The organism is Hafnia sp. HMSC23F03 (genome assembly GCF_001816025.1).
Classification (GTDB): domain Bacteria; phylum Pseudomonadota; class Gammaproteobacteria; order Enterobacterales; family Enterobacteriaceae; genus Hafnia; species Hafnia paralvei.
The window spans coordinates 134363-160954 of sequence record NZ_KV824231.1 but is presented as its reverse complement, the minus strand read 5'-3'; the positions used below and the strand labels follow the sequence as shown (position 1 = coordinate 160954).

The 26592-nt window shown below is 49.8% G+C and carries 26 protein-coding genes; 7 read left to right on the top strand and 19 right to left on the bottom strand.

The window, feature by feature from the left end:
- Positions 1 to 43: 43 nt before the first annotated feature.
- Genes rhaD through rhaB form a run of 3 tightly spaced genes read right to left on the bottom strand, consistent with a single transcriptional unit; the run spans position 44 to position 3621 of the window.
- A complete protein-coding gene (rhaD, locus tag HMPREF3091_RS13285; protein ID WP_070716343.1) occupies positions 44 to 868 on the bottom strand; it encodes a rhamnulose-1-phosphate aldolase in 825 nt (274 codons plus the stop codon).
- Positions 869 to 892: 24 nt separating this feature from the next.
- The gene (locus tag HMPREF3091_RS13280; protein ID WP_004096382.1) at positions 893 to 2149 is read right to left on the bottom strand and encodes an L-rhamnose isomerase; all 1257 of its coding nucleotides are present in this window, start codon (positions 2147 to 2149) and stop codon (positions 893 to 895) included.
- Positions 2146 to 3621 carry a rhamnulokinase gene (gene rhaB / locus HMPREF3091_RS13275; RefSeq protein WP_070716342.1) on the bottom strand — a complete coding sequence of 492 codons (1476 nt, stop codon included), beginning with the start codon at positions 3619 to 3621 and terminating at the stop codon, positions 2146 to 2148. The genes HMPREF3091_RS13280 and rhaB overlap by 4 nt, the downstream gene beginning before the upstream one ends.
- 335 nt (positions 3622 to 3956) lie before the next feature.
- Between rhaB and rhaS the strand changes: the two genes are divergently transcribed.
- The 4 genes from rhaS (at position 3957) to HMPREF3091_RS13255 (ending at position 7336) form a co-directional block, all read left to right on the top strand.
- The gene (gene rhaS, locus HMPREF3091_RS13270) at positions 3957 to 4778 is read left to right on the top strand and encodes an HTH-type transcriptional activator RhaS (protein WP_035504211.1); all 822 of its coding nucleotides are present in this window, start codon (positions 3957 to 3959) and stop codon (positions 4776 to 4778) included.
- A gap of 134 nt (positions 4779 to 4912) precedes the next feature.
- On the top strand, positions 4913 to 5773 hold the full coding sequence (gene rhaR / locus HMPREF3091_RS13265; RefSeq protein WP_004096389.1) for an HTH-type transcriptional activator RhaR: 861 nt from the start codon (positions 4913 to 4915) through the stop codon (positions 5771 to 5773).
- A gap of 72 nt (positions 5774 to 5845) precedes the next feature.
- Entirely contained in the window at positions 5846 to 6763 is a 918-nt protein-coding gene (locus HMPREF3091_RS13260; RefSeq protein ID WP_070716340.1) for an aldo/keto reductase, read from the top strand.
- A 120-nt stretch (positions 6764 to 6883) separates the two neighbouring features.
- Positions 6884 to 7336: a GNAT family N-acetyltransferase gene (locus HMPREF3091_RS13255; RefSeq protein ID WP_070716339.1), complete on the top strand. Its 453-nt coding sequence runs from the start codon at positions 6884 to 6886 to the stop codon at positions 7334 to 7336.
- A gap of 6 nt (positions 7337 to 7342) precedes the next feature.
- Here the strand turns inward: HMPREF3091_RS13255 and HMPREF3091_RS13250 are convergent, their stop codons facing one another.
- Positions 7343 to 8767 (bottom strand): L-fucose/L-arabinose isomerase family protein, encoded by a 1425-nt coding sequence (locus HMPREF3091_RS13250; protein ID WP_070716337.1) that lies wholly within the window; start codon positions 8765 to 8767, stop codon positions 7343 to 7345.
- 10 nt (positions 8768 to 8777) lie between these two features.
- Positions 8778 to 9812, bottom strand: coding sequence for an L-rhamnose/proton symporter RhaT (gene rhaT, locus HMPREF3091_RS13245; RefSeq protein ID WP_070716336.1), 1035 nt, complete (start codon positions 9810 to 9812; stop codon positions 8778 to 8780).
- Between the two features lie 411 nt (positions 9813 to 10223).
- On the opposite strand from rhaT, the gene HMPREF3091_RS13240 reads away from it, so the two are divergent.
- On the top strand, positions 10224 to 10547 hold the full coding sequence (locus tag HMPREF3091_RS13240) for a hypothetical protein (RefSeq protein ID WP_008812726.1): 324 nt from the start codon (positions 10224 to 10226) through the stop codon (positions 10545 to 10547).
- Positions 10548 to 10604: 57 nt separating this feature from the next.
- Here HMPREF3091_RS13240 and HMPREF3091_RS13235 read toward each other — a convergent pair whose 3' ends face one another.
- A complete protein-coding gene (locus tag HMPREF3091_RS13235) occupies positions 10605 to 11027 on the bottom strand; it encodes a rhodanese-like domain-containing protein (protein ID WP_070716333.1) in 423 nt (140 codons plus the stop codon).
- Between the two features lie 109 nt (positions 11028 to 11136).
- On the opposite strand from HMPREF3091_RS13235, the gene ftrA reads away from it, so the two are divergent.
- Positions 11137 to 12114 (top strand): transcriptional regulator FtrA, encoded by a 978-nt coding sequence (gene ftrA, locus HMPREF3091_RS13230; protein ID WP_070716332.1) that lies wholly within the window; start codon positions 11137 to 11139, stop codon positions 12112 to 12114.
- 117 nt (positions 12115 to 12231) lie between these two features.
- Positions 12232 to 12429 carry a twin-arginine translocase subunit TatE gene (gene tatE, locus HMPREF3091_RS13225; RefSeq protein WP_004096412.1) on the top strand — a complete coding sequence of 66 codons (198 nt, stop codon included), beginning with the start codon at positions 12232 to 12234 and terminating at the stop codon, positions 12427 to 12429.
- Positions 12430 to 12610: 181 nt separating this feature from the next.
- On the opposite strand, the gene lipA is transcribed toward tatE, so the two are convergent.
- The 13 genes from lipA to leuS form a co-directional block, all read right to left on the bottom strand.
- On the bottom strand, positions 12611 to 13576 hold the full coding sequence (gene lipA, locus HMPREF3091_RS13220) for a lipoyl synthase (protein ID WP_004096414.1): 966 nt from the start codon (positions 13574 to 13576) through the stop codon (positions 12611 to 12613).
- Positions 13569 to 14240: a lipoyl(octanoyl) transferase LipB gene (gene lipB, locus HMPREF3091_RS13215; protein WP_004096416.1), complete on the bottom strand. Its 672-nt coding sequence runs from the start codon at positions 14238 to 14240 to the stop codon at positions 13569 to 13571. The genes lipA and lipB overlap by 8 nt, the downstream gene beginning before the upstream one ends.
- 155 nt (positions 14241 to 14395) lie before the next feature.
- Positions 14396 to 14659, bottom strand: coding sequence for a DUF493 family protein YbeD (gene ybeD / locus HMPREF3091_RS13210; protein ID WP_008812730.1), 264 nt, complete (start codon positions 14657 to 14659; stop codon positions 14396 to 14398).
- Between the two features lie 109 nt (positions 14660 to 14768).
- Positions 14769 to 15980 carry a D-alanyl-D-alanine carboxypeptidase DacA gene (gene dacA, locus HMPREF3091_RS13205; protein ID WP_087944355.1) on the bottom strand — a complete coding sequence of 404 codons (1212 nt, stop codon included), beginning with the start codon at positions 15978 to 15980 and terminating at the stop codon, positions 14769 to 14771.
- 163 nt (positions 15981 to 16143) lie between these two features.
- Positions 16144 to 17238: an endolytic peptidoglycan transglycosylase RlpA gene (gene rlpA / locus HMPREF3091_RS13200; RefSeq protein ID WP_070716330.1), complete on the bottom strand. Its 1095-nt coding sequence runs from the start codon at positions 17236 to 17238 to the stop codon at positions 16144 to 16146.
- 8 nt (positions 17239 to 17246) lie between these two features.
- Positions 17247 to 18359 carry a peptidoglycan glycosyltransferase MrdB gene (mrdB, locus tag HMPREF3091_RS13195; protein ID WP_008812733.1) on the bottom strand — a complete coding sequence of 371 codons (1113 nt, stop codon included), beginning with the start codon at positions 18357 to 18359 and terminating at the stop codon, positions 17247 to 17249.
- A gap of 19 nt (positions 18360 to 18378) precedes the next feature.
- The gene (gene mrdA, locus HMPREF3091_RS13190) at positions 18379 to 20274 is read right to left on the bottom strand and encodes a peptidoglycan DD-transpeptidase MrdA (RefSeq protein WP_004096424.1); all 1896 of its coding nucleotides are present in this window, start codon (positions 20272 to 20274) and stop codon (positions 18379 to 18381) included.
- 86 nt (positions 20275 to 20360) lie between these two features.
- Entirely contained in the window at positions 20361 to 20831 is a 471-nt protein-coding gene (gene rlmH / locus HMPREF3091_RS13185; RefSeq protein WP_004096425.1) for a 23S rRNA (pseudouridine(1915)-N(3))-methyltransferase RlmH, read from the bottom strand.
- A gap of 3 nt (positions 20832 to 20834) precedes the next feature.
- On the bottom strand, positions 20835 to 21152 hold the full coding sequence (gene rsfS, locus HMPREF3091_RS13180; RefSeq protein WP_008812734.1) for a ribosome silencing factor: 318 nt from the start codon (positions 21150 to 21152) through the stop codon (positions 20835 to 20837).
- A 175-nt stretch (positions 21153 to 21327) separates the two neighbouring features.
- Complete coding sequence (nadD, locus tag HMPREF3091_RS13175) at positions 21328 to 21990, bottom strand: nicotinate-nucleotide adenylyltransferase (RefSeq protein ID WP_004096427.1); 663 nt, start codon at positions 21988 to 21990, stop codon at positions 21328 to 21330.
- Positions 21980 to 23014 carry a DNA polymerase III subunit delta gene (gene holA, locus HMPREF3091_RS13170; protein ID WP_070716328.1) on the bottom strand — a complete coding sequence of 345 codons (1035 nt, stop codon included), beginning with the start codon at positions 23012 to 23014 and terminating at the stop codon, positions 21980 to 21982. Before holA ends, nadD begins: the two co-directional genes overlap by 11 nt.
- Positions 23011 to 23748 carry an LPS assembly lipoprotein LptE gene (gene lptE / locus HMPREF3091_RS13165; RefSeq protein WP_035504217.1) on the bottom strand — a complete coding sequence of 246 codons (738 nt, stop codon included), beginning with the start codon at positions 23746 to 23748 and terminating at the stop codon, positions 23011 to 23013. The genes holA and lptE overlap by 4 nt, the downstream gene beginning before the upstream one ends.
- Positions 23749 to 23762: 14 nt before the next feature.
- Positions 23763 to 26345 carry a leucine--tRNA ligase gene (gene leuS, locus HMPREF3091_RS13160; protein ID WP_070716327.1) on the bottom strand — a complete coding sequence of 861 codons (2583 nt, stop codon included), beginning with the start codon at positions 26343 to 26345 and terminating at the stop codon, positions 23763 to 23765.
- Between the last annotated feature and the right edge of the window lie 247 nt (positions 26346 to 26592).

The window sequence follows — 26592 nt, the reverse complement described above, 5'->3', positions numbered from 1 at the left end:
TGCGCCTCCGAAAAGAGGCGCATGCGATCGGTCTTTCTAGCGCTTAATCCTTGAGTGCGGCGGCCATTGGCGTAACACCAAACCGTGCCGCCAATGCGATGAGCTCTTGGGTGGAGATGGTCTGTCTTTTTCCGCCCATAGACAGTACTTTCACCATGATTTCCGCTGATTTCTCGGCGGTATCAATTAGGCCAAAAGCATCGTCGAGCGTTGGGCCGCTGCCGAAAATGCCGTGGAACGGCCACAGTACTAATCCGTGTTCGCGCATCTGCTCCGCGGTCTGAGTGCCAATGCCATCGGTGCCCGGTACCATCCACGGTACGATGCCGATCCCATCAGGGAACACCACCAAACACTCGGTGCTGCCTTCCCATAGAAGGCGGGTGAATTTGGCATTGTCTAAGTCATGTACGTAACTTAGTGCAATTAAATTGGTGGCATGACAGTGCATAATGACGCGGTTATCGCCGCCGGTGACTTGCATGCGCACTATGTGTGATTGGAAATGTGCGGCGAGTTCTGACGTCGGTAACCCGCCTTTAGTCAGTCCCCAATGAATGTTGTAAGCCATACCATCTGCGCTGACTTGTAATAGCACCAGATTTTCTTCCGGTGCGATTTGCACATTGCGGAAAAACTTCCCTGAGCCGGTGACCAAAAACCAGCTGTTTGCTAATTCGGTGGCTGGCTGTGTCAGTTCAACGCAGCGCGGTTGAGCAGTAAAGTCAGCGCGAAACGGCGCTACTTCTTCTTCTAAAAGACGCAGGCTGACATTACCGCCATTGCGTTCGTCCCAGCCTTTTAGCCACATATCGCTGGTGGCCTTAATCATCCCCTGAACAAACCAAGAGTCGATGATGGATTGCATAGTTTTATTCCTTATTTTCAATAACTAACGCTGAGACAAAACCTGTTCTTCATATTCACGAACGGCATTCAACCAGCGAGCGTCGGCGGGAACATCATTGCGCTGGCAATACATTTCCCATACGGCCTGCCATGGCAGTGATTTTTGCTCTTCCAGCAACGCGAGTCGCGCTGTGTAGTCGCCGCTTTCTTCCAGCTTGCGTAGATGTTCGGTCGGTTCTAATAGCGCACGTAGCAGGGCTTTTTTCATGTTGCGCGTGCCGATAACCCACGCGGCGATGCGGTTAATGGAAGCGTCGAAGAAATCCAAACCGATATGCACTCGGTCAAACAGATCGTGACGCACGATTTCATTGGCAATGGCCTGTGTTTCATCGTCGAGCAACACCACATGATCGCTATCCCAGCGAACTGGGCGGCTGACGTGCAGCAGCAGGCGCGGTACATACAGCATGGCGCTGGAGATTTTGTCTGATATCACTTCGGTGGGGTGGAAATGCCCCGCATCCAGACACAAGGCAGTCTGACGACTCGCGGCGTAGCCGAGGTAAAACTCATTGGAGCCGACGGTATAGCTTTCAGCGCCGATGCCGAACAGCTTGCTTTCAACGGCGTCGATATGATGAGCTGGATTGAGCTTTTCTGAGATGACTTCGTCTAGCGCTGAAGCTAAACGTTGACGCGGTGCCAGACGATCAATCGGTGTATCTTTCATCCCGTCAGGGATCCAAATATTCATGACGGACGGAGTGCCTAGCTGCTCGCCAAAATAGGCAGAAATACGACGGCTGGCTTGGCAATGCTCAATCCAGAACTGACGTGTTTCCGGATCGGCGGATGACAACGTGAACCCATCGGCACTGAGCGGATGAGAAAAACAGGAAGGGTTAAAGTCTAATCCTAGGTGGTGTTTTTTCGCCCATTCAACCCAATGAGCAAAATGGCGAGGCTCTATTTTATTCCGAGCAACCGGCGTGTCAGACTCTAAATAAATCGCATGCAGATTAAGGCGTTTTGGACCAGGAATAAGCGAGAGCGCCATCTCCAAATCTGAGCGAAGTTCAGCGGCGTTACGTGCTTTGCCTGGATAATTACCGGTAGCCTGAATACCGCCGGTTAGCGAGCCCTCTGGGTTTTCAAAACCGGCGACATCGTCGCCCTGCCAGCAGTGCATGGAAACAGGCAGTTGCTCCATCGTTTTCAATGCATTTTCAACATCGACGCCAACGGCGCTGAAACGCTGCTTTGCCAGTTCCCAAGCCTGATCGATTAAAGTGGTCATACACAAGTTCCTTTGAATTGGGCAGAGGTTTGCGCACCACTGTGAGTCTGTGGCGCGGATAAAGAATGCGGGTGGTTGGGGGTGAAATGTTCTAAAGGGAAGTTATGCGCAATGATGCGACGGAAATCAGCCACGTTAGCCACGTCGCCTAGCGCAATGAGCTGGCAACCGATATTGCCTAACGTGGAGGCCTCAACGGGGCCCGCGGTAACTTCTAGATTACATAGGTCAGCACATAGCTGATTGAGAAAACGATTCTGACTGCCGCCACCAACGATATGCAGATGGCGGAGCGGTTTGCCGCGTAGCCTTTCGAGTTCTTTCGCCACCTGTTGATAGAGATTGGCTAGACTGTCGAAAATGCAGCGCGCTAATTCGGCTGGGGTTTCAGGAACCGGCGCTCCACGTTCACGGCAGTCATTCTGGATTTCCAAACACATGTTGTCTGGATTAATGAAACGTTCATTATTGGGGTTAATCAGAAAATATTGTGCTGGCTGTAAAGCGGCTTCAGCGATGAGGTCAGGCAGATATTGAACGTGCAGCTCCTGCGTCGCGCGTTGTAGCAACCACAGACCCATAATATTTTTGAGTACTCGATAATGACCTTCAGTACCCCCTTCGTTGGTGATATTAGCCTGCAGCGCCGCGTTATCAGTGAACGGTGTCGCACTCTCGATCCCCATCAGTGACCATGTGCCAGAGCTAAGATAGGCTGCGTCAGGACCTTGCATTGGCGTTGCCATTACCGCGCTGGCGGTGTCGTGCGTGGCCACGGCAACGACCGGTACTTTTTGTCCTTTAGGGCTCAGCCAATCGCCGACGCGGTTGCCTGGCTGAGTCGGTTTCTTCAGCCAGCGAGCAGGAATACCGGCATAGTTCAGCAAATCGGTATCCCAATCACCGGTATTGATATTGAGCAATTGCGTAGTGCTGGCGTTGGTGTATTCCCAATTCATCTTTCCTGTCAGGCGATAGTGCAGATAGTCCGGGATCAGCAACAAATGCTCGACGCGATCCAATACCTCTGGCTGTTGTTCGCTGAGCGCTCGCAGTTGGTAAATCGTGTTAAAGGGTAAAAATTGGATGCCGGTGCGTTGATAGATAAATGCGTTCCCCAGCGTTTTCTGTGCCTGAGCCATGACGCCATGGGTTCGGCTATCGCGATAGGCTACGGGGTGTCCGACACGCTCGCCGTTGGCATCAAGCAGCACGTAATCGACACCCCAAGTGTCGATACCAATACTGTCTAGCAAGATTTTTTCAGCATCGATTTGTGTCAGCCCAGCGAGGATTTCACGCTCAATGCTATCGAGATCCCAAGTATCAAAACCATCGCGTGAGACTAGCTGGTTAGTAAAACGGCGAATCTCTTTGAGCGTCAGTTTCTGAGTGCCGAGATGGTAGCTGGCTAGCATGACCCTTCCGCTCGAGGCACCAAGATCAATTGCGACAATATGGCGTGTGGTCATGTGGAACCGTCCGTCGTTGAACAATCTTATTAATCAATGACGGCCAGTGTAAAAACTTGCCTTGGGGGACACCTTCTCATGAATGCCAATGCAATACCGGTTTTGGCAATACAGCAAAGGTGAAAGTGAAGTTGGTCACATATCTTAGAGAGATCGCCCTGTGACGCTCGCCGCATTTCTAAATATTGGCGACGTTTTCTTAAATAAATGCGCGCTTAAAGTAGTTTTGGCGTCAAAAGTTTAAGGTTCGCATTGGCGCCTTCTTCTACTATCGCAATACAGAAGTGCTGGAGAAGTAACCAGTGCTGATACCCGAGACGATGAGGAGGTAGACCATGACTGTTTTGCACAGCATTGATTTTTTCTCTTCCGGCTATGCGCCCGTCGCGATAGAGCCGCGAGCACCTCAGCCTGAGTTTCCTGAGCACCATCATGATTTCTATGAAATCGTTATTGTGGAGCAGGGCGCTGGCGTACATGTATTTAATGGCAATCCTTACACGCTTAACAGCGGATGTGTGTGTTTTGTTCGTGACCATGACCGCCATTTGTTTGAGCATACGGATGGACTGTTTTTAACCAATGTCCTGTTTCGCTCACCGGATGCATTTAAATTTTTGTCAGGTGTTGAACAGTTTTTGCCGAGCGAGCGTAACGGCGTTTACCCTTCACATTGGAGAATCAGCCAGCAGGTATTGCAGCAGGTCAAAGTCTTAATGTCGAAGTTAGCGCAGACGCCAGACAGCGAACGCGCCGAAGATATCGCCTTGCATGAAAGCGTTTTTATGCAGCTCATTGTGCAGCTTTGGCAGGGCTGTTCGGCGCAAATTGGTGATGACCAAGAAGGGCGTTTGCGCCAATTGCTCGACTGGCTACAAGACCATTATGCTGAGTCAGTGGAGTGGTCAGAATTAGCCGATCGTTTTTCTTTACCGCTGAGAACCTTACATCGCCAGCTAAAAAATCATACTGGCATGACACCACAGCGTTACCTCACTCGGCTGCGGCTTTTACAGGCTAGACACCAGCTGTGCCACAGTGATAGCAGCATAACGGATATCGCCTACCAGTGCGGTTTCGGTGACAGCAATCATTTCTCTACCTTATTCAAACGCGAGTTTGACCAATCACCGCGGGCGTTACGTTGCCAGTCATAGTTTTCTACAATCTGATTTTGTGGTTTTTTATTCATAAACCATCAAGAACAAATATGTGGAATAGAGAAAGCCGTCAACGTACGTTGCTGAAGATTTTGTAATACTGTCCGGCTATTTAAGAGTGGAGACAGGAGATGGGTAAGCTATTAGTGCTTGAAAGTCGGGATTATCTTCCATCCGAACAGATGCCTGTCGCTGTGGCAGATCGCTACCCGCAGCAGGTATTTGCTGAACATACCCATCAATTCTGTGAAATTGTTATTGTGTGGCGCGGCAACGGGCTACACATTCTTAACGATCGTCCTTATCGAATTACCTGCGGAGATATTTTTTATATCAACGCTGACGATTGCCATAGCTATGAGTCTGTTAATGAACTGGTGTTGGATAATATTATCTACTGCCCAGAGCGTTTGCGCCTGAATGCACAGTGGAATCTTCTGCTACCGCCCTTTGATGAAACGACGCGCCAGAATCATTGGCGTTTGAGTACGGGAGGGTTAGCGCAGGCACGGCCCATTATTGCCCAACTGACGCAGGAAAGTCGTAAAAACGATGTGCTCTCTATGCAACTCACCGAGGCTTTATTGCTGCAATTAGCCATTGTGCTCAAGCGTTACCGTTATACAGCTGAAAGTGCACATTTACTTCCTGCGGGAGAACAGCTTGATCTGCTGATGGCATCCTTACAAGGTGGGTTAGACAATCATTTCGATTTAGCGGCATTCTGTGCTGAGCATCAGTTGGTCGAACGTTCACTTAAACAGCTTTTCCGCCAACAAACTGGCATGACAATTAGCCATTATCTACGCCAATTGCGTTTATGTCAGGCTAAGCGACTGCTGCGACGCAGTGAGTATCGCATTAGTGAAATCGCCACACGCTGTGGATTTGAAGACAGCAACTATTTTTCCGTGGTGTTTACCCGTGATGCAGGGATAACGCCGAGAGAGTATCGCCAGCGCTTTGTGACGGAACCCGAACGGGTGGTATAAACATTGGTGGATGTATATTCTCAATAACATACGGGCAAGCACCGCGAGCCGTAAACCAGATAGGGCAGTTTGATGAAACAAATTAAATTAGGTGGTTCTACTCTTCAGGTTCCAGCCATTGTCGTTGGATGTATGCGTATGGACGAACTGAAAGCGGCTGAAGTAGAAACCTTCGTGCAAACAGCACTCGATTTAGGCGCTAACTTTTTCGACCATGCGGATATCTACGGCGGCGGTGAGTGTGAGCGTATTTTTGCACGTGCTGCCAAGCTAAATGACGACCGCCGCGAGAAAGTTTTTCTGCAGTCTAAGTGTGGTATCCGCAAAGGACTGTTCGATTTCTCGAAAGCGCACATTCTAAAATCGGTTGACGGTATTTTAGAGCGCCTTGATACCGATTATCTGGATATGTTACTGGTGCATCGTCCTGACGCGTTGATGGAACCAGAAGAGGTCGCGGAAGCTTTCGATCATCTGCTGGATTCTGGAAAAGTCCGTCGTTTCGGCGTGTCTAACCAAAGTCCGATGCAGATGGCGCTGTTGCAAAAATTTATGAGCCAAAAGATTTTAGCCAACCAGCTACAACTGAGTATTACCAACAGCGGTATGATCCGTAGCGGTATTAACGTCAATATGGAGAACGCTTCAAGCATCGATCATGATGGTGAAGTGCTGAATTACTGTCGTTTAAATGATGTGACTATTCAGGCTTGGTCACCGTTCCAATACGGTATGTTTGAAGGTGTCTTCCTCGGAAATGAAAAATTTCCAGAGCTAAACCAGAAAATTGACGAAATTGCAGCGCGCTATGGTGTTTCTAATACCACGATTACGACGGCATGGATCCTGCGCCATCCTGCAAATATGCAAATGATTTCTGGCACCATGAGCACCTCGCGCCTGAAGCAGATTTGTCAGGCTTGCGATATCACGTTAACGCGTGAAGAGTGGTATGAAATCTATCGCGCAGCAGGCAATGAGCTGCCATAAAATTTGAACCGAATCTGTGACAGTAGCCAGAGGGATCCTTCTGGCTATTTTTTTATTTCTCTTTATCTCAATGCCGCGTAATATTCCGACCTGTTTATTTTCCAACCACACTCCTTATTTATGATCCGTATCTTGCCGCTGTCTGAAGTCCCAGAGCATAGTGAACTGATAACCGACTGGCTGTTTCAGGCTTTTGGCAGCGAAAACAGTCGTGATTTTTTCGCGAGTATCGTTAACAGTAGTTTGCGGCCTGAAGGCTTGCCGGTCACATTTGTGGCCTTGCTCGATGATAAACCCGTCGGAACCGTAGGGTTATGGCGCTGCGACTTGATTAGCCGCCAAGATTTGTATCCGTGGCTAGCCGCGCTCTATATTGCTGAAAGTCAGCGAGGCGGTGGATTAGGAGCCCAACTCCAACAATATGTGGAAGCATTTAGCCGCCAAGCCGGGTTTAACGAACTTTATCTCTATGCGACCTTTGCCGATTATTATGAGCGTTTTGGCTGGCAATACATCGGCGACGGGCTGGATTATCCAGACCAGCCCGTGCGTTTGTATCGCAAAGATATCTAGTGAAAATTAGATAATATGCTGGGTACGTACACCTAATACGTCGGCTAACTTCTCTAACTGTGAACCCCAGTGGCCTAAGCCAATTGCGCAATGGTGTGCAGGTCCCCCAGTAGACCATGCGCGAGTGAAGTTTCGTGCTCCCATATCAAAACGGTAACGGCTATTGGTGTTGCCGATATCCAACGTTTCTCCCGCTACCGATTCGCCCTCTGCGTATTGCAGCACGATTTCCCCACCGCGCGTTTCAACGACAGATAAAAAGGTGACCGGTCCATTTTTAACCGTCATTTGAATGGATACTCCACAGCCTGGTTTTCCATGATAGACAGGTAAAGGTACCAGCCTGACATCGCCTTCAGCCATCAGCGGGTGAGCGGGGCCGTCGTGCCCCCAAAGCACCACATCGTCTTGGAATTCAATGCCATAAGGCTCAGAGAAAGATCCTCCTGCGCCTAGCAATGAAAGTATCTTCATCGCGATGACATTTTTAACTTCATACTCACCGGCAACAGGGATCTCTTTTTGTGTCAGCAGCGTATTGCCTGCAATCACGGAGGTGACGATGTTTTCATAATCGTTCCCATTTTGCCCTTCGTAGTAGTAAGCCAAAGCGCCGAGATGATGTTGTTTCACCAACGCATCCAGCGCGCAGGCGGTATGTGCAGCGCGCATCAGTTCTGATTCCGAGCACTGGGGATCAATTGTGAAGGCTTGGCTCATTTCTGCGCGTTTGCTATCTAACAACGCGGGCGTCGTATTTTGTCGCAGCTGATTGAGTTCGCACATTTCAAGGGGCTTGAAGCGTACGCCTAAACGGGCAGACAGATTGGTTAGGTTGCTGTAGACGTCATACATCCCGTCATAATAATGCCCGATTAAGCCGATTTGAGTTTTACTCAGCGCCATGCGTATCTGATAGGCGTTTAACCATTCCTCCAGTTCCGACCATACTTCGTCGTCGTTATGGAGTGCGCCAACTAAAAGCTGAAAGCCAATATTGGCGCGGTTAAAAACGTTAGCCAACTCGGGGGCGCTACAGGCCTGACAGTGCGCTAACCATTCCCCGGTACGATCTCCACGATCGGTCATTTCTCTTATGCGTTGATAAGGAAGGCCGGTGCCTGGCTGTAGCGCAAGGATGAGGACGGGTTTTCCCAGCGCCTGAACCAGTGGCAATACGGTGGAGCTCAGTGCATAGGTGCTGATATAAAGCACGACCACATCCAATGGCTGGTGGCGCATTTGCTCAAGTAGTCGATCCGTTGCGGTAACGGAGTCAATCAGTCCGCCGTTATGGATGCAATGCTGCTGGGCAAGGCGCTGCTCAATTTCGCCAAGATAGCCTTCAAGGCGATTTTTTAAACCGTGAAACTGCGGCCAGTAGGTATCCAGCCCGATACCAAAAAGGAGAATATTTAAAGGGTGGGCCATCATTAACTCCTTACGAGGCCATGCCTAGACCAACGATATTGGCAGCGAGAATAATGATCAGGCAGCCTATACACAGCACGCTAACCGGTTTTTTGCTGCTGCATTTCCACTCTTTGAGTAATAGACCAACAATGCCGCCGCATAGCACGTAGAAGCTCATGTGTAGCATCCAGCTCATGTAGTCATACTTGGCTGGGATTTTTGCGTGTCCCCATGCATAAAAGAAAAACTGCAAGTACCACATGAGCCCAGCCAGCATCGAAAACAGTACGTTGGTCACGATAAGCTTGCGTGGCCAAGAAAAGTCAGTCTTGATGGAGATATTTTTTAGTGTTGCGAGGCGAATGAAGCAGTAGCCAAGGTTGATGATTGCTCCGCCGCCCATAATAATGACGTAGCTTGGCAATGCCACGTAGAGGGCGTTAATGCCGAGTGCTGCGGCAGCTTCGTGCATAGGTTTAGCGGCATCCATAGCGAATGACATGCCCGCCGAGAAAATCCCGCACATGACGGCAAGCACTAACCCTTTTTTCAGGTTGAACTCTTCGGCACGGATTCCCATTGCACGTTCTTTGAGTAAACCGGCATAGCTCACCGTTGCTACGCCGATCAGTGCGACTAATACACCTAACAGCGTCATGCGGCCGCCGGGAGTACCAAACAGCACGTCGATGCGACCTTGCAGAATTGGCGTCATTAATGTGCCAATAATCAGGGTGATACCAATCGCAATGCCGATTCCCATCGACATCCCTAAATAGCGCATTGTCAGGCCGTAGTTGATATTTCCGATGCCCCACATGGCACCAAACAGAAATACCGGTAAGAGAACAGCAAAGCTGAATGATCCATAGTAGGCCCAGAAGTCTGGCAGCAAAATGTAGCTGACGATCCAAGGAAGAATGAGCCAGGAAACGAATCCACCAATTGACCACATGGTTTCCCAAAACCAGTTTTTTACCTGCTTAAACGGCGCATAAAAACACGCTGCACTGGCTGCGCCCACCAGATGCCAGATGATGCCCAAAACTACAGAGTCGTTCATGAGTCCTATCCTTTTTTGTTATAAATGAGAAGCGACCGGTAGAGTGGGTTCTATATGTAGGACGCCGCTTCTCTGAAGATTGGAGTCTAAATAGTGTTCAGATCGCGAACCTTCAGATGACTGCCGCATGCATCTAGAAAATGGCAAAATTTAGTGGGTCGAGCAGATGTCGATCACAAAAGCATTTAAAAGCAGTGGGTTATTCTTGCGGTCAATTGATCGAGAGTAATAAGCGTGTATTTGCGAGAATTGAATGAAATATAAGAACTTTCCGATGAGCGGTGATTTACGTAATCAACATTCGCTTTTAGCCAGCAAGCTAATTATGATTGCCGATGTAATCTATTTTTTGGTGCGTCGGAAGCCATTGGGTATACTCTATGGCTAACCTGTCGAGGGATGAGAAACGCGATGTCTGATTTGGAAGTGCAACTGCGTAATTCGCTAGCGGCTTTGGATGATCTTAAAGAAAGCTTTGAGCAACAGCGTCTCGTATGGCAACAAGAATGCGAAGGAATACGCATGCAGCTAGAGCAGGCGCGTCAGCGCGAAGCCGCACTCTTGCAAAAGAATGAACAGCTGACTCGTAAACTAGTTGAACTGGGTTCATTGCCAGAAAATAATCCGTTATTAAAACAGTTCAAGATGGTTGGTGCTCACATTGAGGCTTTAGCTCAGGAGGCCACCGCTTTTAATAACTACATTTCTTCGGTGACCATAACCACACAAAGATAAGATTATCTGTGTTTACATGGTGCATCTGAGCCGCTCGCTATGAGCGGCTTTTTACGATTAGCAGCCGCATGCTACGTTTTTTTGTGGCTCCCCAGAAAATGTAAAGCCTTCATCTTGCCATCCCGTTATTCCTCCGATCATTTCTTTCACTGGATACCCTAATCGACTCAGCGCTAATGCCGCTTTTTGTGCTCCGTTACAATGTGGCCCAGCGCAGTAAACCACAAACAGGGTATCGCGGGCGTAGCGTTGATAAAGGCGCTGATCTATCTCTTTGTGCGGCAGATTGATCGCTTGAGGCAGGTGAGAACGTTGATACAACTCTGGCGAGCGAACGTCGAGCAATACAAAGTCGATATTCTGTTGCTGTAGGCTGTAATGAACATCAGAGCAGTCGGTTTCAAACTGAAATCGACGAGAAAAGTGGCGCTCAGCATCGGAGGAATCTGCTGCTGGAACATGGCTGACTAAGCTGGTCATCGTTTAAACTCCCTCGGTTGAATGAGTTACTACTGTATTGTTCACTCAGCCTTGCTTACAGTGGCAAATATGCCATCTTTCCTAATAAACCTGCCAATCAGTGACCCCTATGGATAGAAACCCTGGCTTAGTTGCAACCTTAGCCTACGATGGCTTATGCAGTTTTGAATTTGGTATTGCGCTAGAGATTTTTGCTTTGCCGCGTCCCGAATTCGATTTCCCCTGGTATCAGCACTGCGTGGTCGGTGTTGATGATGGGCCAATGCGAACGACAAACGGCGTGACGATGTTGGCTGAGCATGGGCTTGAATACTTAGCGCAGGCGAATACTATTGTCATTCCAGGATGGCGAGGGAATGACGTACCCCCACCGCCAGCATTGTTAGAGGCTGTGCGAGCCGCATATGAGCGCGGCGTGCGCTTTATTACTATCTGCTCGGGGGTTTTTGTATTAGCAGCTGCGGGGATACTCTCGGGTAAGCGAGTCACCACTCATTGGCGTTATTGCCAACAGCTAGCCGAACGTTATCCGGATATTCAGGTTGATGCGGATGTGCTCTACGTTGATAGCGGACAGATAATGACTTCGGCGGGGAGTGCCGCAGGGATTGATGCTTGCTTATATCTGGTTGCCAAGGATTTTGGGGTAAAAATTGCTAATCGTGTGGCGCGCAGACTGGTGATGGCCCCTCAGCGCAGTGGGGGACAAAAGCAGTTTATTGTGCATTCTCTAGAGGTGAAAACACATGATGGTCTGTACCTGCTGTTAGAGAAAGTACAAACGAGCCTGCATTTATCGTGGAGCGTGAAAATGATGGCTCGTGAATCTAACATGAGTGAGCGGACTTTGGCTCGACGTTTCGCAACGTCATTGGGGATGTCTCCCGCAAGTTGGCTGCAGCAGGCTCGTATGTACTTGGCATGTGAGCAACTTGAGTTGGGTAATAAGCAAATTGAGTCCGTTGCTGAGATTTGTGGCTTCTCAACCAGTGAGGGTTTTCGGCAAGCCTTTCGTCAACATTTAGGGATCACGCCCTCGGTTTATCGCCGCCGTTTTTCACAGAACAATCCGTTAAGCGACGTCTAACTCTGTTACATATTCACATTGCTAATAGGGCTAAATTGGATATTAATAGATAAATTATGACGAACGTTTTTTAGTCAGTCGGCTTTGTCGTCTGATGTATTCATTAAGAAGGTGTTTATGGAAGGTATCAGTATTACCAAATTGCTGGTGATTGCGGTTCTGATTGTTTTGCTGTTTGGCACTAACAAGCTGCGTACTCTGGGTTCTGACTTAGGTGCTGCGTTGAAAGGCTTTAAGAAAGCCATGAATGATGACTCAGCAAAACCAGGTGCAGATGCCGATAGCGCTGCACCGCGCGTTGACCATAAAGACTGATTCGGTTTTTCAGCGGTAGCTGAGTAGCCAATAAAAAAACCGTAGAGAGTGAGCCCTCTACGGTTTTTTCTGTATAGCTTGCGAGAAATGAGGCTTCAGAGATATTTGCTCTGGCCTCATGGATTCGGGCTGTAATGCTGTTCTCTTGTAAAAAAATATTTCTACGGAAACAGACTAAGCATTACTTCACTTCAACGCCCTTGGCCTGCAAGTCTGCATGGTAAGAAGAGCGTACGAACGGGCCACAGGCAGCATGGGTAAAGCCCATCGCCATCGCTTCTGCTTTCATCTCTTCAAATTCGTCAGGGCTTACGTAGCGCTGCACCGGCAGGTGGTGGCGACTTGGCTGCAGGTACTGGCCGAGAGTCAGCATCGTGACACCGTGAGCACGCAGATCGCGCATCACTTCGATGATTTCCTCATTTGTTTCCCCCAAGCCCACCATCAGACCGGACTTGGTTGGAATCTCTGGGTGTGCCGCTTTGAAGTTCTCCAGCAGCTTCAGTGACCAGTTGTAATCAGCACCTGGACGTACTTGACGATAGATACGCGGAACGTTCTCAAGGTTGTGGTTAAACACGTCCGGTGGTGTTTCCGTTAAAATATCCAGCGCGCGTTCCATACGGCCACGGAAGTCTGGTACCAACGTTTCGATACGAATGGTCGGATTTTTGGCACGAATGGCACGGATACAGTCGGCAAAATGCTGAGCACCGCCGTCGCGCAAATCGTCGCGGTCAACGGAGGTAATGACCACATAACGCAGCCCCATATCAGCAATCGTTTGTGCCAGTTTTTCTGGTTCATTCGCATCTGGCGCAACGGGGCGACCATGTGCAACATCGCAGAACGGACAGCGGCGGGTACAGATGGCACCCAAAATCATAAAGGTTGCCGTACCATGGTTGAAGCATTCAGCCAAGTTAGGGCAGGAGGCCTCTTCGCAGACGGAATGTAGGCCATTTTTACGCATGGCCGCTTTAATACCTTGAATACGACTGGAATCCGCGGGGAGTTTGATTTTCATCCACTCAGGCTTGCGCAGCAGCTGTTCTCTTTCTACGGCCACTGTTTTCACTGGGATAAGGGCCATTTTGTCTGCGTCACGGTATTTGACGCCGCGTTCCATCAGAATTGGTTTACTCATAATCGTGCGGGTTCCAGTTGCTTAACTCGGCTGATTGATAGCCCAGTATTTGAATAAATTGCTCGACCAGTACCGACTGTACGTTTTCAAGCGTAACGTCGGGGTTCAGTGCGCTGATCTGTGTCATTTGCATGCCTGCGTAACCACAAGGGTTAATCCGGCTAAACGGGCCGAGATCCATGGCGGTATTCAGCGCCAGCCCGTGGAATGAGCAACCTTTACGGATGCGTAATCCCAGCGAGCAAATCTTTTTTTCACCCACGTAAACACCGGGAGCATCAGCTCTGGCATGTGCCTCGATGCTGAACTTTTCAAGCGTGTTAACGACGGTTTGCTCTATCGCAGTCACCAGTTGGCGAACGCCAAATTTGTTACGTTTCAAATCGACAAGGACATACATCACCTGCTGGCCAGGGCCATGATAAGTGACTTGGCCACCGCGATCGCTTTGGATCACAGGAATATCTCCTGCAGCCAATACGTGTTCAGCTTTGCCTGCCTGACCTTGGGTAAATACCGGATGATGTTGCACTAACCAGAGCTCATCGGGCGTACTTTCTGTGCGCTGGTCGGTAAAAGTATGCATGGCTTGTGATACGGGAACATAGGGCTGCAACCCTAGTTGACGCAGTATGATCTTGTCTTGTTGCAAACGAGTCATCATCCGGTTACAAAATTGGTAAAGCCATTATACCGAGATGCACCCTCAGCGACCAGTGTTGATCGTTCAAAAAAAAGCGGCTCAATAAAGCAATCATGCCTCATCGAGCCGCTTAGCCTGCATACTTGACGCAGGGAGATAACGTTAAAAAACTGTAATTACAATACGGTACGTACGATTTCGATTTTACCCAGTTCTTCATACAGCGTTTCTACCTGCTCAATATGAGTCGCATTAATTGTAATCGCGACGGAGTGGTAGGTGCCTTTGCTGCTTGGCTTAACCTGTGGCTGATAATCACCGGGTGCATGGCGCTGCACCACTTCGACCACCTGATCGACCAGCTCAGGCTGCGCTAAACCCAAGACTCTATAGGTAAAAGAGCAAGGAAATTCGAGCAGTTCATTCAGTTTAGTTTTCATGTTGCGCTCCAGCATTTTGCTTCAATCTATAAATTATAACTCCCGCCGGAGCGGGAGTTATTGTTATTCATTATATGGGGATGAAATTTCCCGCTTTCAAGAGGCTGGATTAACCAAACCAACGATGGAACATCAGTTTGATATGGTCGATCATACGGCTGAAGAAACCACCTTCTTGCACTTCATTGAGCACCACTAATGGACGCTGTTCGATGGTTTTACCATCAAGCTGGAAGTTGATGGTGCCCACGACCTGATTTTTTGCCAGAGGCGCATCAAGTTCGGTTGCGTTCAGCGTGTAGCTGGCCTTCAAATCTTTCATGCGGCCACGAGGAATTGTCAGGTAGACATCTTTATCAACGCCAAGCTGTGCGCGATCGGTATCACCAAACCATACAGGCTCAGAAGCGAATTCACGGCCAGCTTTCAGCGGAGAAACGGTTTCGAAGAAGCGGAAGCCCCAAGTCAGCAGTTTTTTACTTTCGCTTTCACGGCCTTTGCTGGTGTGCCCACCCAGTACGGCCGAGATTAAGCGCATCTGACCTTCGGTTGCAGACGCGACCAGATTAAAGCCCGCAGATTCGGTATGGCCGGTTTTGATACCATCAACGTTCATGCTGGTATCCCACAGCAGGCCATTGCGGTTCATCTGACGAATGTTGTTAAACGTGAACTCTTTCTCTTTGTAGATAGCGTACTCGTTTGGTACATCACGAATAAGGGCCTGACCAATCAATGCCATATCGCGAGCCGAACTGTACTGCCCATCGGCATCTAAGCCGTGTACGGTCTGGAAGTGAGTGTTCTGCAAACCCAGAGCCTTAACGTAGTTGTTCATCAAGCCAACAAAAGCGTCTTGACTGCCAGCCACGTAATCCGCCATTGCAACACAAGCGTCGTTACCCGATTGCAGGTTGATACCGCGGATCAGCAGAGAGACAGGAACGCGATCGCCTGGTTTCAGGAACATCAGCGATGAGCCTTTGAACACTGGATTACCGGTCGCCCAAGCATCTTGTCCAACGGTCACCACATCATTCTCAGTGAACTTACCGGCTTTCATTGCCTGACCAATAACATAACTGGTCATCATTTTTGTCAGGCTAGCAGGGTTTCGGCGAGCGTCGGCGTTAGATTCCGCTAAAACCTTACCTGAGTTGTAATCAATCAGGATATACGCTTCCGCATCGATCTGCGGCACGCCTGGGATCATGGTCTTAAGATTAACGTCGTCAGCATGAACTACATTGACCATACCAATGGCGAGAAGGCTGCTGAGCGCAATGCGTTTTATCGAACGGGAAGCAAAATTGTATTTCATGATAGGGACTACAACATCCGTGAATAAAGTGAAAAAAACGAGCCACACTATAACAGAAGCCGATTTATCGTTCATACCCGAACAAGGCTTAATCGCGCCTCTTTACAGAGGCAATGTGTGACTAATTATTGCATACCCCACCATCTAGATGGGGTATGTATATTTACTGTGCGCTGGCAATAAACGATTGCTGCTGTGCTTCGCTGGCTAGACGCTGTTGTAACGCAGCGGCTTCTTGCCGGCTACTGAATGGCCCCAGTTGCACACGATACATTGCACCATTAGGTGATACTTTACCCGGTACGCCAAATTGTTGACTTAACTTCTGCTGCCATTGTTGCGCACGGGCACCATCGCTGACGGCACCAACCTGCACCACAAATTTTCCATTGGCAGGGGCAGCCGATGTCGCAACTGCAGCAGGTGCGGCAACAGCAGCCGGAGCAGGAGCTGCGACCGGTTCACTTCCTTCCAATACGCCAGTGCGCAATGGCTGAGGTGCGCCCAAGAAACCAGTGCTGTTGCTTGCTGGCGCAGAAACCGGCACGTTGTCATCGTTATTCATGGTCGCAGGCGTTGGATTTGCTACCGGACGTACGGCGACTTGTGCATCTGATGCAGATGGACTCATGGAAACCTGTGTGGTTTCTTGGCCAATCGTTGGGCGAGCGGGTAGGGCATAGCTCTGCTTCGCAATCGTGGTGCCAATCGTTCCTGGGCCTGACATCGTGCCGTCTGGCGCTACGCTAATAAAGTCGATACGAACTTTCGTATTGTTTGAAATATTCAGGCGATCGGCTGCCGCGCGGGAGAGATCGATCACTTTACCCGCAGTGTATGGTCCACGGTCGTTCAGTCGAACAACTAAACGGCGTCCGTTAGCTAAGTTGGTAACGCGTACGTAGCTTGGCAGCGGCAGCGTTGCGTGAGCCGCTGTCATGGCATTCGGATCAAACTGTTCACCGATAGCGGTCATGTTGCCGCCGTTCTCTTCCCCATAGGACGTCGCGTAGCCCACCTGTGAGAAGTTAGATGGATCTTGCACCACTTTATATTTGGTACCGTTAACGCTGTAATCCTGACTGGTTGCCGGATTAAAGGGTTCATAGCGCGGTTCAGCACCGCTGATTTCTTCTACCGGGCCGTTATACGCAGGCTGCTGGGGAGCCGGGGTCTCGGTGGTTGTGGTGTTGGTACAGCCCGCCAGAAACAGACTGAGTAAACCAGCACTAAGCCATGATTTATGCGCCATTCGCATCGCGACCTCTATAAATTCTTAGATAACATTTTTCTGTGAGTATGGATCGACATTACGATACCAAACCCGGCCATGAGCACGATCAGGGCGGAGCCGCCATAGCTGACCAGTGGCAAAGGTACGCCAACCACGGGCAAAATTCCACTCACCATGCCGATATTCACGAAAACATAAACGAATAAAATCAACATTAAACCACCCACCATCACGCGGCCAAAGGTGGTTTGCGCTTTTGCCGCAATCATCAGCCCGCGCATAATGGTTAACAGATACAGTCCAAGTAGAACGAGAACACCCACCAAACCTAACTCTTCAGCCAGTACGGCAAAGATAAAGTCGGTGTGACGCTCTGGTAAGAACTCCAGCTGTGACTGGGTGCCATGCAGCCAGCCTTTACCGCCAAATCCACCGGAGCCAATGGCGATTTTGGATTGAATAATGTGGTAGCCCGCACCCAGTGGATCGCTTTCAGGGTCGAGCAGCATCATGACGCGAGCCTGCTGATAGTCGTGCATCAGGAAGAACCACAAAATCGGAATAAAGGCCGCAACTAAGACTACGGCGACCAGAATCAAGCGCCAACTGAGTCCTGCAAGGAAGAGGATGAACAGACCGGATGCGGCAACCAAAATGGAGGTTCCCAGATCGGGCTGAGCTGCAACCAGCAGCGTAGGCATAAATATCAGAATCAGTGCAATGCCGGTATTTTTCAGCGAGGGTGGGCAAACGTCACGGTTGATAAAGCGAGCGACCATCAAAGGCACGGCAATTTTAGCAATCTCTGACGGCTGAAAACGGACAAAGCCCAGATCCAGCCAGCGCTGCGCCCCTTTACTAATCTGGCCGAAGGCATCGACCAGAATCAGCAGGATAACGCAGAAGACATAAAGATAGGGCGCCCAACTTTCATATACACGCGGCGGTATTTGCGCCATAACCAGCATAACGCACAGACCCATAAAGATCTGACCGATTTTTCGCTCCATCATGTCAACATCTTGCCCGCTAGCGCTCCACATGACAAAGGCGCTATAGGCCAGAATGGAGAGAATGCAGAGCAAAAAAGGCAGGTCGATATGCATCTTCGCCCAAATAGAACGTTTCTGTTGGTTTTCTGTCATGATTAACCTGTATGCCTCATCAGTCGCCTTCAACGCCCGGAGGCGGCGCAGTTTCACTTGGGAGCGTCGTGTTGTTATCGCCGAGCATAATGTGGTCGAGAATTTGACGCACAATAGTCCCCACGGCTGGCCCTGCGCCACCATTCTCCAGAATGATAGCGACAGAAACCTGAGGATTATCGTACGGCGCAAACGCCGTCATCAGCTTATGGTCGCGTAAATGCTCAGCCAAGGTGTGCGCGTTATAGGTTTCATAACCAAAGACCTGTGCGGTACCTGATTTAGCGGCAATTTTATACGGAGCATTGGCGAAATACTTATGTGCCGTTCCGTTGGCGCGATTGGCTACACCATACATTCCATCTTTGGCTATTTCCCAATAGCCGGAATGGATATCGCCAATCTGTACTGATTCCTGCTGCTTGTAAGGCACCAACTGTCCGTTGATGCGCGTGCTGTACAGCAGGTGAGGTACCTTCATGTTTCCGTCGTTGATAAGCGTGTTCAATGCTTTAGACATCTGAATCGGTGTCGCTGTCCAATAGCCTTGTCCGATACCAACCGGAATGGTATCACCTTGATACCACGGTTTTTTATAGCGTTTCTGTTTCCATTCGCGTGTCGGCATTAAGCCGGAACGCTCTTCTGACAGATCGATGCCGGTGTACTGACCGTAGCCAAATTTGCTCAGCCATTCAGACAGGCGATCGATACCCATATCGTAGGCAACCTGATAGAAGAAGGTATCCGCAGATTCTTCCAGCGCTTTGGTGACATTCAGTCGACCATGCCCCCATTTTTTCCAGTCGCGGAAACGTTTTTCTGAGCCAGGCAACTGCCACCAACCCGGATCGAACAGGCTATAGTTTTTAGTTATTACGCCCGCGCTGAGCGCAGAAACGGCAATATAAGGTTTCACCGTGGATGCGGGTGGATAGAGCCCTTGGGTCGCGCGGTTAATTAACGGACGGTTCGGGTCATTGAGCAGTCGTTGGTAATCCTTGCTGGAAATCCCGTCGACAAACAGGTTAGGGTCATAGCTTGGATTAGAGACCATCGCCAGAATGCCGCCGGTGCGCGGGTCGCTGACGACCACGGCTGCGCGACTGCCTGCCAGCAGTTGTTCAAGATAACGCTGCAGATTTAGATCCAACGTCAGATAAATGTCTTTACCGGCCTGCGGTGGCTGCTCATGCAGTTGGCGTATGACTCGACCCCGGTTGTTGACTTCAACCTCTTCATAACCGGTTTTGCCGTGCAGAACATCCTCGTAATAGCGCTCGATACCCAGTTTGCCGATATCATGAGTTGCCGCATAGTTGGCAAGTTTGCCGTCTTTGTCTAAGCGTTCTACGTCTTTATCGTTGATTTTAGATACGTAGCCGATGACGTGGGTCAGCGCGGAGCCATAAGGATAGAAACGGCGCTGATAGCCTTTGACTTCAAAACCGGGGAAGCGGAATTGGTTAACCGCAAAACGTGCTACCTGAACTTCATTCAGTGCGGTTTTCACTGGAATTGAGGTAAAACGACGCGAACGTTTCCGTTCCTTCTGGAAATTATCTAAATCTTCGTCGGTGATATCGACAATAGGGCGCAACGCTTCAAGTTCAGCCTTTAAGTCTTCGACTTTTTCTGGCATGACTTCAAGCTGATAAATAGTGCGGTTAAACGCAAGAGGTGTGCCGTTACGGTCATAAATCATACCGCGGCTAGGCGCAATGGGCACCAGCTTAATACGGTTCTCGTTGGAACGGGTTTTGTAATCTTCGAAGCGCAGAATCTGAAGATGGTACAGATTGAAGACCAAGATGCCAGACAGAATCAAAATGCCGAGAAACGCAACGAGAGCACGGCGAATGAACAGGGCGGACTCTGCTGAATAATCACGAAAAGGGTTACGATCTATTTTCATTCCATTCCGTCGTGTTCTGGGTGATGACTTGGTGAAAAATAACAAAACTCAACGGCGAAGCTTGAGACTATCGCCGTTGATACTGGCTATTCACGATGATACGGATGGTTCGTCGTGATACTCCACGCACGATATAGGCTCTCGGCGACCAGAACGCGTACCAGAGGATGTGGCATGGTTAGCGTGGATAACGACCAGCTTTGCTCAGCCGCAGCCTTACACGCGGGTGCGAGACCTTCTGGACCGCCGATCAGTAGGCTAACGTCACGTCCATCCTGCTTCCAGCGTTCTAACTGAGAAGCAAGCTCTGGCGTATCCCAAGGTTTTCCGGGGATATCCAACGTGACGATTCGGTTACCTTTACCCACCGCAGCCAACATCATTTCGCCTTCTTTTTCTAGAATGCGCTTGATATCCGCGTTTTTACCACGTTTGCCTGCCGGAACTTCAATCAGCTCAAACGGCATATCTTTAGGGAAACGTTTAAGATAGTCGGTAAATCCCGTTTGTACCCAGTCCGGCATTTTGGTGCCGACGGCGACCAGTTGCAGCTTCACCGCTTAGCTCCAGAGCTTTTCCAGTTCATACAGGCGACGACTTTCTTCCTGTAAAACATGAACAATCACGTCGCCCAGATCAACAACGATCCATTCGGCGCCGTTTTCGCCTTCGATGCGCGGAGGCAGCAGGCCTGCCATACGTGCTTCTTGTACTACGTGAGTCGCAATGGAATGCACATGGCGGCTAGAAGTGCCGGTGCAAACAATCATGCAGTCGGTGATGCTTGACTTGCCGGCAACATCAATCGCGATGATGTCTTGAGCCTTCATATCATCAATTTTATCAATAATAAATTCTTGGAGCGCTTTACCTTGCAAAGGTTCCCCCTCGGGTTGAAGCAGTATTGCTCGGAATAACGTTTTCAAATCAAATCGTTTATTCGGGCAATCAAATCTTTAAAGTTAGAACCACGACATATCATGTAACGAAATGGATTCGGTTGTGATATCGGTTCTGCGAAAATAGGCCGCGGAGTATAACACGCGACCAGAGCTAACGGTACAGCCCCTGTAATTCGATATAGCGTTGAACGGCACGTGGAAGTAGGTCATCACAACTGATGCCTTGGTGGCGGCGCTGGCGAATATCGGTGGCTGAAATCGCAAGTAGTGGTGTATCAGCGAGATAGATATAGCCATGGGGTTGTTGGCTAAGCAGTTTAGCGTCGAAAACCTGATGCTTCTCTAACCATTGCTGCAATTCCGGCGTATCTAACCGATCGGAGTATCCCGGACGCGCACAGACCAGCAAGTGACAATAGTGCAGGATTTCTTCCCAACGATGCCATTTGTGCAATGTCAGCAGCGAGTCTTGGCCGATAATAAACGCCAGCGGTGCATTCGCACCTCGTTCTCGCCGCACTTCCTCCAACGTATCAATTGTATAGGAGGGGATGGTGCGATGCAGTTCACGTTCATCAACAGAAAACAGTGGATTGCCTTGAATGGCTAACTCCACCATTTTGAGCCGCTGCTGTGCATTGGCCTCCGGCTGCGGACGATGGGGAGGCACATGGTTGGGCAGCAAAGTTACATTCTGCAAACCCACTTCGTTGGCCATGGCCGTCACTGGTTTGAGATGCCCGTAGTGAATAGGATCAAACGTGCCGCCGAACAGCGCCGTTAGCTGCGTCGCGTTGCAACATTCATTCTGCATCTAGCATGCTCTCCGGCAATGATTTCCCACACAGCAGCAGCGTCAGTGATTCCAACTCGCTCCAAACGGACTGACCATAATCTTGTTTCAGTATGATCTCGATGTGCGAGAGCAACGCAATGGCCTGATAGAGCTGTTGTAAGCTGAGAAGCTGCAAGGCTTGTGTCATTGCGGGGCGACGATTTTGCCAAACCTTGTGTTGATCGAACAGATTTCGTAGCGGTGTATGAGCCATCTGACTTTTTAGCGTCAGTAGCAATAGCACTTCACGTTGCACAGTACGTAGCAGGATCACCGGTTCCATATCTTCTTGACGAAGCTGTTGCAGAATATGCCATGCACGTTTGCTTTTGCCTGCCAGAATGGCATCTACCCAATGAAATGGGGAGAAATGTGCTGCATCGCTCACGGCTTCTTCGACGCGAGGCAGTGTTAGCTTTCCATCTGGATAGAGCAGTGATAGGCGCTCCAAAGCCTGCGACAACGCCAATAGATTGCCTTCATAGCAATAGCAAATCAGCTGGTTAGCGGCGTCATCAAGTTGCAGGTTCATCTGTTTAGCGCGGGTCGCGACCCAGCGTGGTAGCTGAGCCTGCTCCGGCGTCTGACAGCTGATCATCACTGCGTTTTGGCTAAGTGTCTTAAACCACCCGGCATTTTCTTGGGCTTTTGTGGGCTTGTTTCCACGAATTATCAGCAACAGATCGGAATGTAAGAGCGTGGCGAGCTTAGCCAGTTGCTCACCAATGGCGGCATTAGCCCCATTTTCGGGCAACGTTAGAGAGATAATTTGACGGCTGGCAAATAGGCTCATCGCTTGAGAAAGGCTAAAGATACTTTCCCAATCGGTATGCGTGTCCAGCGAGAAACTGAAATACTCAGTAAAGCCTTGCTGCTGCGCCTGTTGGCGTATCAGATCAAGGCTTTCCTGCAATAGCAACGGTTCGTTGCCCATAACTAAATAACAAGCGCGCAGCCCCTCACGGAGCTGCGCGGCAAGTTGTTCAGGATAAACGCGAGTCATTGTGCGCTAATACTGCCTGTTGCGGTGGTGGTGCTAGCTGGCGTCGAAGTGGTATCGGTGCTGACTGAATTGAAGTCGTTCGCACTTTGCACTTTCGGTGCAGTCACTTCCGCATTCATGCGGTTGTCGTTGTTTTGCAACTCAGCGGCATGCACAGACAGCAGTTTACGTACTAGCTGTTGAGCAGCCTGATCGCGCATTTCCTGACGAATCATTTCCTGCTCGGAGTCTTTTGCCAGAGCGGTTAATGGGTTGTCGAAGAATGAACGATACACGCGAACGGTCAACGGATACAGATCGTGTCCACGAACCAATACCTGAGCACTAACGTTCAGCACCATTTGATATTCAGCCGTTTTACCATCTTTAAAGATTGAAACCGTTTCTTTTGACTCACTGCTACCAACAATACGCAGCGATGGCAGTTTATCTGAACCATCCGCAGGTTTTGCGGCTGCTGCAGAATTATCCACGATACTGGTGCTGTTAGTTGATACTGGGTCTTTGCTGCTGTCATCGGCTTTAGGATCGACAATAGTGATACCGCTCAGGCGCAGCTGTTCACGAATAGAGCGTGACAGAGGGCCATAAGGATCGCTGGTGTCGAACGTAATTTTCTGGAATTCGGTCGGCACCGACGTGTTACCACGCAGATGGAAACCGCAGCCAGCGGTAAGCACCGCCAGCCCCAGAACCGCAATTTTCAACAACGACGTCATAGTACGATGTCGCACAATTCCTCCTCGGCTCAACCTACAACTAGGTTCAGCAGTTTACCTGGAACGTAAATTACTTTACGAATGGTCACGCCGTCGAGATATTTGGCGACCTGCGCTTCTTGTCCAGCCAGTTCGCGAACCTGTTGTTCAGTCGCATCGGCCGCAACGGTGATCTTGCCACGGACTTTACCATTAACCTGAACCACGATCAGCTTAGAATCTTCGACCATTGCTTTTTCGTCGGCAACTGGCCATGGTGCAACGTCGATGTCGCCTTCGCCGCCCAGCGCAGTCCACATTTCGAAGCTCGCGTGTGGGGTGAATGGATACAGCATACGAACGACGGCTAGCAGTGCTTCCTGCATCAGAGCGCGGTCTTGCTCGGTCTCTTGCGGAGCACGAGCCAGCTTATTCATGAGCTCCATAATTGCGGCAATCGCGGTGTTAAAGGTCTGACGACGGCCGATGTCATCACTAACTTTAGCAATGGTTTTGTGCAGATCGCGACGCAGTGCTTTCTGATCTTCATTCAGGCCAGCTACGCTCAGGTCTACGCATGCGCCTTTTTGAGTATGTTCGTAAACCAGTTTCCAGACACGTTTCAGGAAGCGGTTTGCGCCTTCAACGCCAGATTCCTGCCATTCCAGCGTCATCTCAGCCGGAGAGGCAAACATCATGAACAGGCGTACGGTGTCTGCGCCGTAACGCTCAACCATGACCTGAGGGTCAATACCGTTGTTTTTTGATTTGGACATTTTGCTCATGCCCGCATAAACAACTTCACGACCTTCGTTATCGACAGCTTTGATGATGCGGCCTTTCTCATCACGTTCAACGGTGACGTCAACCGGAGAAACCCAGTTACGTTCGCCGTTAACACCGGTGTAGTAGAACGCATCAGCCAGAACCATGCCCTGACACAACAGGCGTTTCGCTGGTTCATCAGAGTTTACCAGACCAGCATCACGCATCAGTTTATGGAAGAAGCGGAAGTACATCAGGTGCATGATGGCGTGTTCGATACCACCAACATATTGATCGACTGGCAGCCAATAGTTAGCGGCTTCTGGATTCAACATGCCTTCGTTGTACTGTGGGCAGGTGTAGCGAGCGTAATACCAAGAGGATTCCATAAAGGTATCGAAAGTATCGGTTTCGCGCAGCGCTGGCTGACCGTTAACGGTGGTTTTTGCCCAATTAGGATCGGCTTTGATTGGGCTGGTGATCCCATCCATAACCACATCTTCAGGCAAAATAACCGGCAGTTGATCTTCTGGCGTTGGAATAACGGTACCGTCTTCCAGAGTGACCATTGGAATTGGCGCACCCCAGTAACGCTGACGGGAAACCCCCCAGTCGCGCAGACGATAATTAACTTTACGCTCACCAACGCCTTTTTCGACCAGCTTGTCAGCAATGGCGTTAAAGCCAGCTTCGTGATCCAGTCCGTCAAATTCACCGGAGTTGAACAGTACGCCTTTTTCGGTCATCGCTTCTGCATGAACGTCAGGCTGGCTGCCGTCCAGGCTCAGAATAACTGGTTTGATTTGCAGACCGTATTTGGTGGCGAATTCCCAGTCACGTTGATCGTGAGCAGGAACGGCCATGACAGCGCCGGTGCCGTATTCCATCAGAACGAAGTTTGCGACCCATACCGGCAGTTTTTCGCCCGTCAGTGGGTGAATGGCAAACAGACCCGTCGCCATGCCTTTTTTCTCCATCGTTGCCATTTCTGCTTCGGCAACTTTGGTATTACGGCATTCATCGATGAACTGGGCTAGCTCTGGATTATTAGCAGCGCCTTGCTGTGCCAGAGGATGACCCGCGGCTACAGCAACGTAGGTGGCACCCATAAAGGTGTCAGGACGCGTAGTATAAACGGTGACTTTTTCGTTGCTGTCGGCAACGTCAAAGGTAATTTCGACGCCTTCTGAACGACCAATCCAGTTACGCTGCATGGTTTTGACCTGCTCAGGCCAATTTTCCAGCGTGTCCAGATCGTTTAGCAACTGATCGGCATAAGCGGTGATTTTGATGAACCACTGTGGAATTTCTTTACGCTCGACTTTGGTGTCGCAGCGCCAGCAGCAGCCATCAATAACCTGTTCGTTAGCCAGTACGGTCTGGTCATTCGGGCACCAGTTAACGGCAGAGGTCTTTTTGTAAACCATGCCTTTTTCGTACAGCTTGGTGAAGAACCACTGTTCCCAACGGTAGTAGTCAGGATCGCAGGTCGCGATTTCGCGGCTCCAATCATAGCCGAAGCCCAGCAGTTTAAGCTGGTTCTTCATGTATTCGATGTTGTCGTAAGTCCACGGAGCAGGAGCTGTTTTATTCTTAACCGCAGCACCTTCAGCTGGCAGACCGAACGCATCCCAACCAATGGGTTGGAGCACGTTTTTACCCAGCATGCGTTGGTAACGGGAAATCACATCACCGATGGTGTAGTTACGCACGTGACCCATGTGGAGTCGGCCGGATGGATACGGGAGCATGGAGAGGCAGTAGTACTTCTCTTTGCTTGCATCTTCGGTAACCTGAAAGGTTTTCTTTTCATCCCAATGGCGCTGGACGTGTGATTCTATGTCCTCTGGACGATATTGCTCTTGCATGGCTGCTGAGGGTCCTGTTAGTAAAAAACAGCTATACCCTTGGTCTTTCAAGCCGCAGCGGTGTTGGCTGCTTTCACTTCCCCTAACCACTTAGTGGTCTAAGCTCTTAGGGATTCGCTCTGTTGCCGTCTTGCCGCAACTCGAATGACTTTGGATATACACCGTACTTTTAGTAAAGATGGCTTTTTTGACAATATGTCATCAATAGTGATCGGCATAGAATAGCCGATAAGCGCGGCGGGCAACA

What these genes read in the sequence shown, in the direction of transcription:
- rhaD (WP_070716343.1), bottom strand. Translation starts at nt 868, where the DNA reads ATGCAATCCATCATCGACTCTTGGTTTGTTCAGGGGATGATTAAGGCC.
- HMPREF3091_RS13280 (WP_004096382.1), bottom strand. Translation starts at nt 2,149, where the DNA reads ATGACCACTTTAATCGATCAGGCTTGGGAACTGGCAAAGCAGCGTTTC.
- rhaB (WP_070716342.1), bottom strand. Translation starts at nt 3,621, where the DNA reads ATGACCACACGCCATATTGTCGCAATTGATCTTGGTGCCTCGAGCGGA.
- rhaS (WP_035504211.1), top strand. Translation starts at nt 3,957, where the DNA reads ATGACTGTTTTGCACAGCATTGATTTTTTCTCTTCCGGCTATGCGCCC.
- rhaR (WP_004096389.1), top strand. Translation starts at nt 4,913, where the DNA reads ATGGGTAAGCTATTAGTGCTTGAAAGTCGGGATTATCTTCCATCCGAA.
- HMPREF3091_RS13260 (WP_070716340.1), top strand. Translation starts at nt 5,846, where the DNA reads ATGAAACAAATTAAATTAGGTGGTTCTACTCTTCAGGTTCCAGCCATT.
- HMPREF3091_RS13255 (WP_070716339.1), top strand. Translation starts at nt 6,884, where the DNA reads ATGATCCGTATCTTGCCGCTGTCTGAAGTCCCAGAGCATAGTGAACTG.
- HMPREF3091_RS13250 (WP_070716337.1), bottom strand. Translation starts at nt 8,767, where the DNA reads ATGGCCCACCCTTTAAATATTCTCCTTTTTGGTATCGGGCTGGATACC.
- rhaT (WP_070716336.1), bottom strand. Translation starts at nt 9,812, where the DNA reads ATGAACGACTCTGTAGTTTTGGGCATCATCTGGCATCTGGTGGGCGCA.
- HMPREF3091_RS13240 (WP_008812726.1), top strand. Translation starts at nt 10,224, where the DNA reads ATGTCTGATTTGGAAGTGCAACTGCGTAATTCGCTAGCGGCTTTGGAT.
- HMPREF3091_RS13235 (WP_070716333.1), bottom strand. Translation starts at nt 11,027, where the DNA reads ATGACCAGCTTAGTCAGCCATGTTCCAGCAGCAGATTCCTCCGATGCT.
- ftrA (WP_070716332.1), top strand. Translation starts at nt 11,137, where the DNA reads ATGGATAGAAACCCTGGCTTAGTTGCAACCTTAGCCTACGATGGCTTA.
- tatE (WP_004096412.1), top strand. Translation starts at nt 12,232, where the DNA reads ATGGAAGGTATCAGTATTACCAAATTGCTGGTGATTGCGGTTCTGATT.
- lipA (WP_004096414.1), bottom strand. Translation starts at nt 13,576, where the DNA reads ATGAGTAAACCAATTCTGATGGAACGCGGCGTCAAATACCGTGACGCA.
- lipB (WP_004096416.1), bottom strand. Translation starts at nt 14,240, where the DNA reads ATGATGACTCGTTTGCAACAAGACAAGATCATACTGCGTCAACTAGGG.
- ybeD (WP_008812730.1), bottom strand. Translation starts at nt 14,659, where the DNA reads ATGAAAACTAAACTGAATGAACTGCTCGAATTTCCTTGCTCTTTTACC.
- dacA (WP_087944355.1), bottom strand. Translation starts at nt 15,980, where the DNA reads ATGAAATACAATTTTGCTTCCCGTTCGATAAAACGCATTGCGCTCAGC.
- rlpA (WP_070716330.1), bottom strand. Translation starts at nt 17,238, where the DNA reads ATGCGAATGGCGCATAAATCATGGCTTAGTGCTGGTTTACTCAGTCTG.
- mrdB (WP_008812733.1), bottom strand. Translation starts at nt 18,359, where the DNA reads ATGACAGAAAACCAACAGAAACGTTCTATTTGGGCGAAGATGCATATC.
- mrdA (WP_004096424.1), bottom strand. Translation starts at nt 20,274, where the DNA reads ATGAAAATAGATCGTAACCCTTTTCGTGATTATTCAGCAGAGTCCGCC.
- nadD (WP_004096427.1), bottom strand. Translation starts at nt 21,990, where the DNA reads ATGCAGAATGAATGTTGCAACGCGACGCAGCTAACGGCGCTGTTCGGC.
- holA (WP_070716328.1), bottom strand. Translation starts at nt 23,014, where the DNA reads ATGACTCGCGTTTATCCTGAACAACTTGCCGCGCAGCTCCGTGAGGGG.
- leuS (WP_070716327.1), bottom strand. Translation starts at nt 26,345, where the DNA reads ATGCAAGAGCAATATCGTCCAGAGGACATAGAATCACACGTCCAGCGC.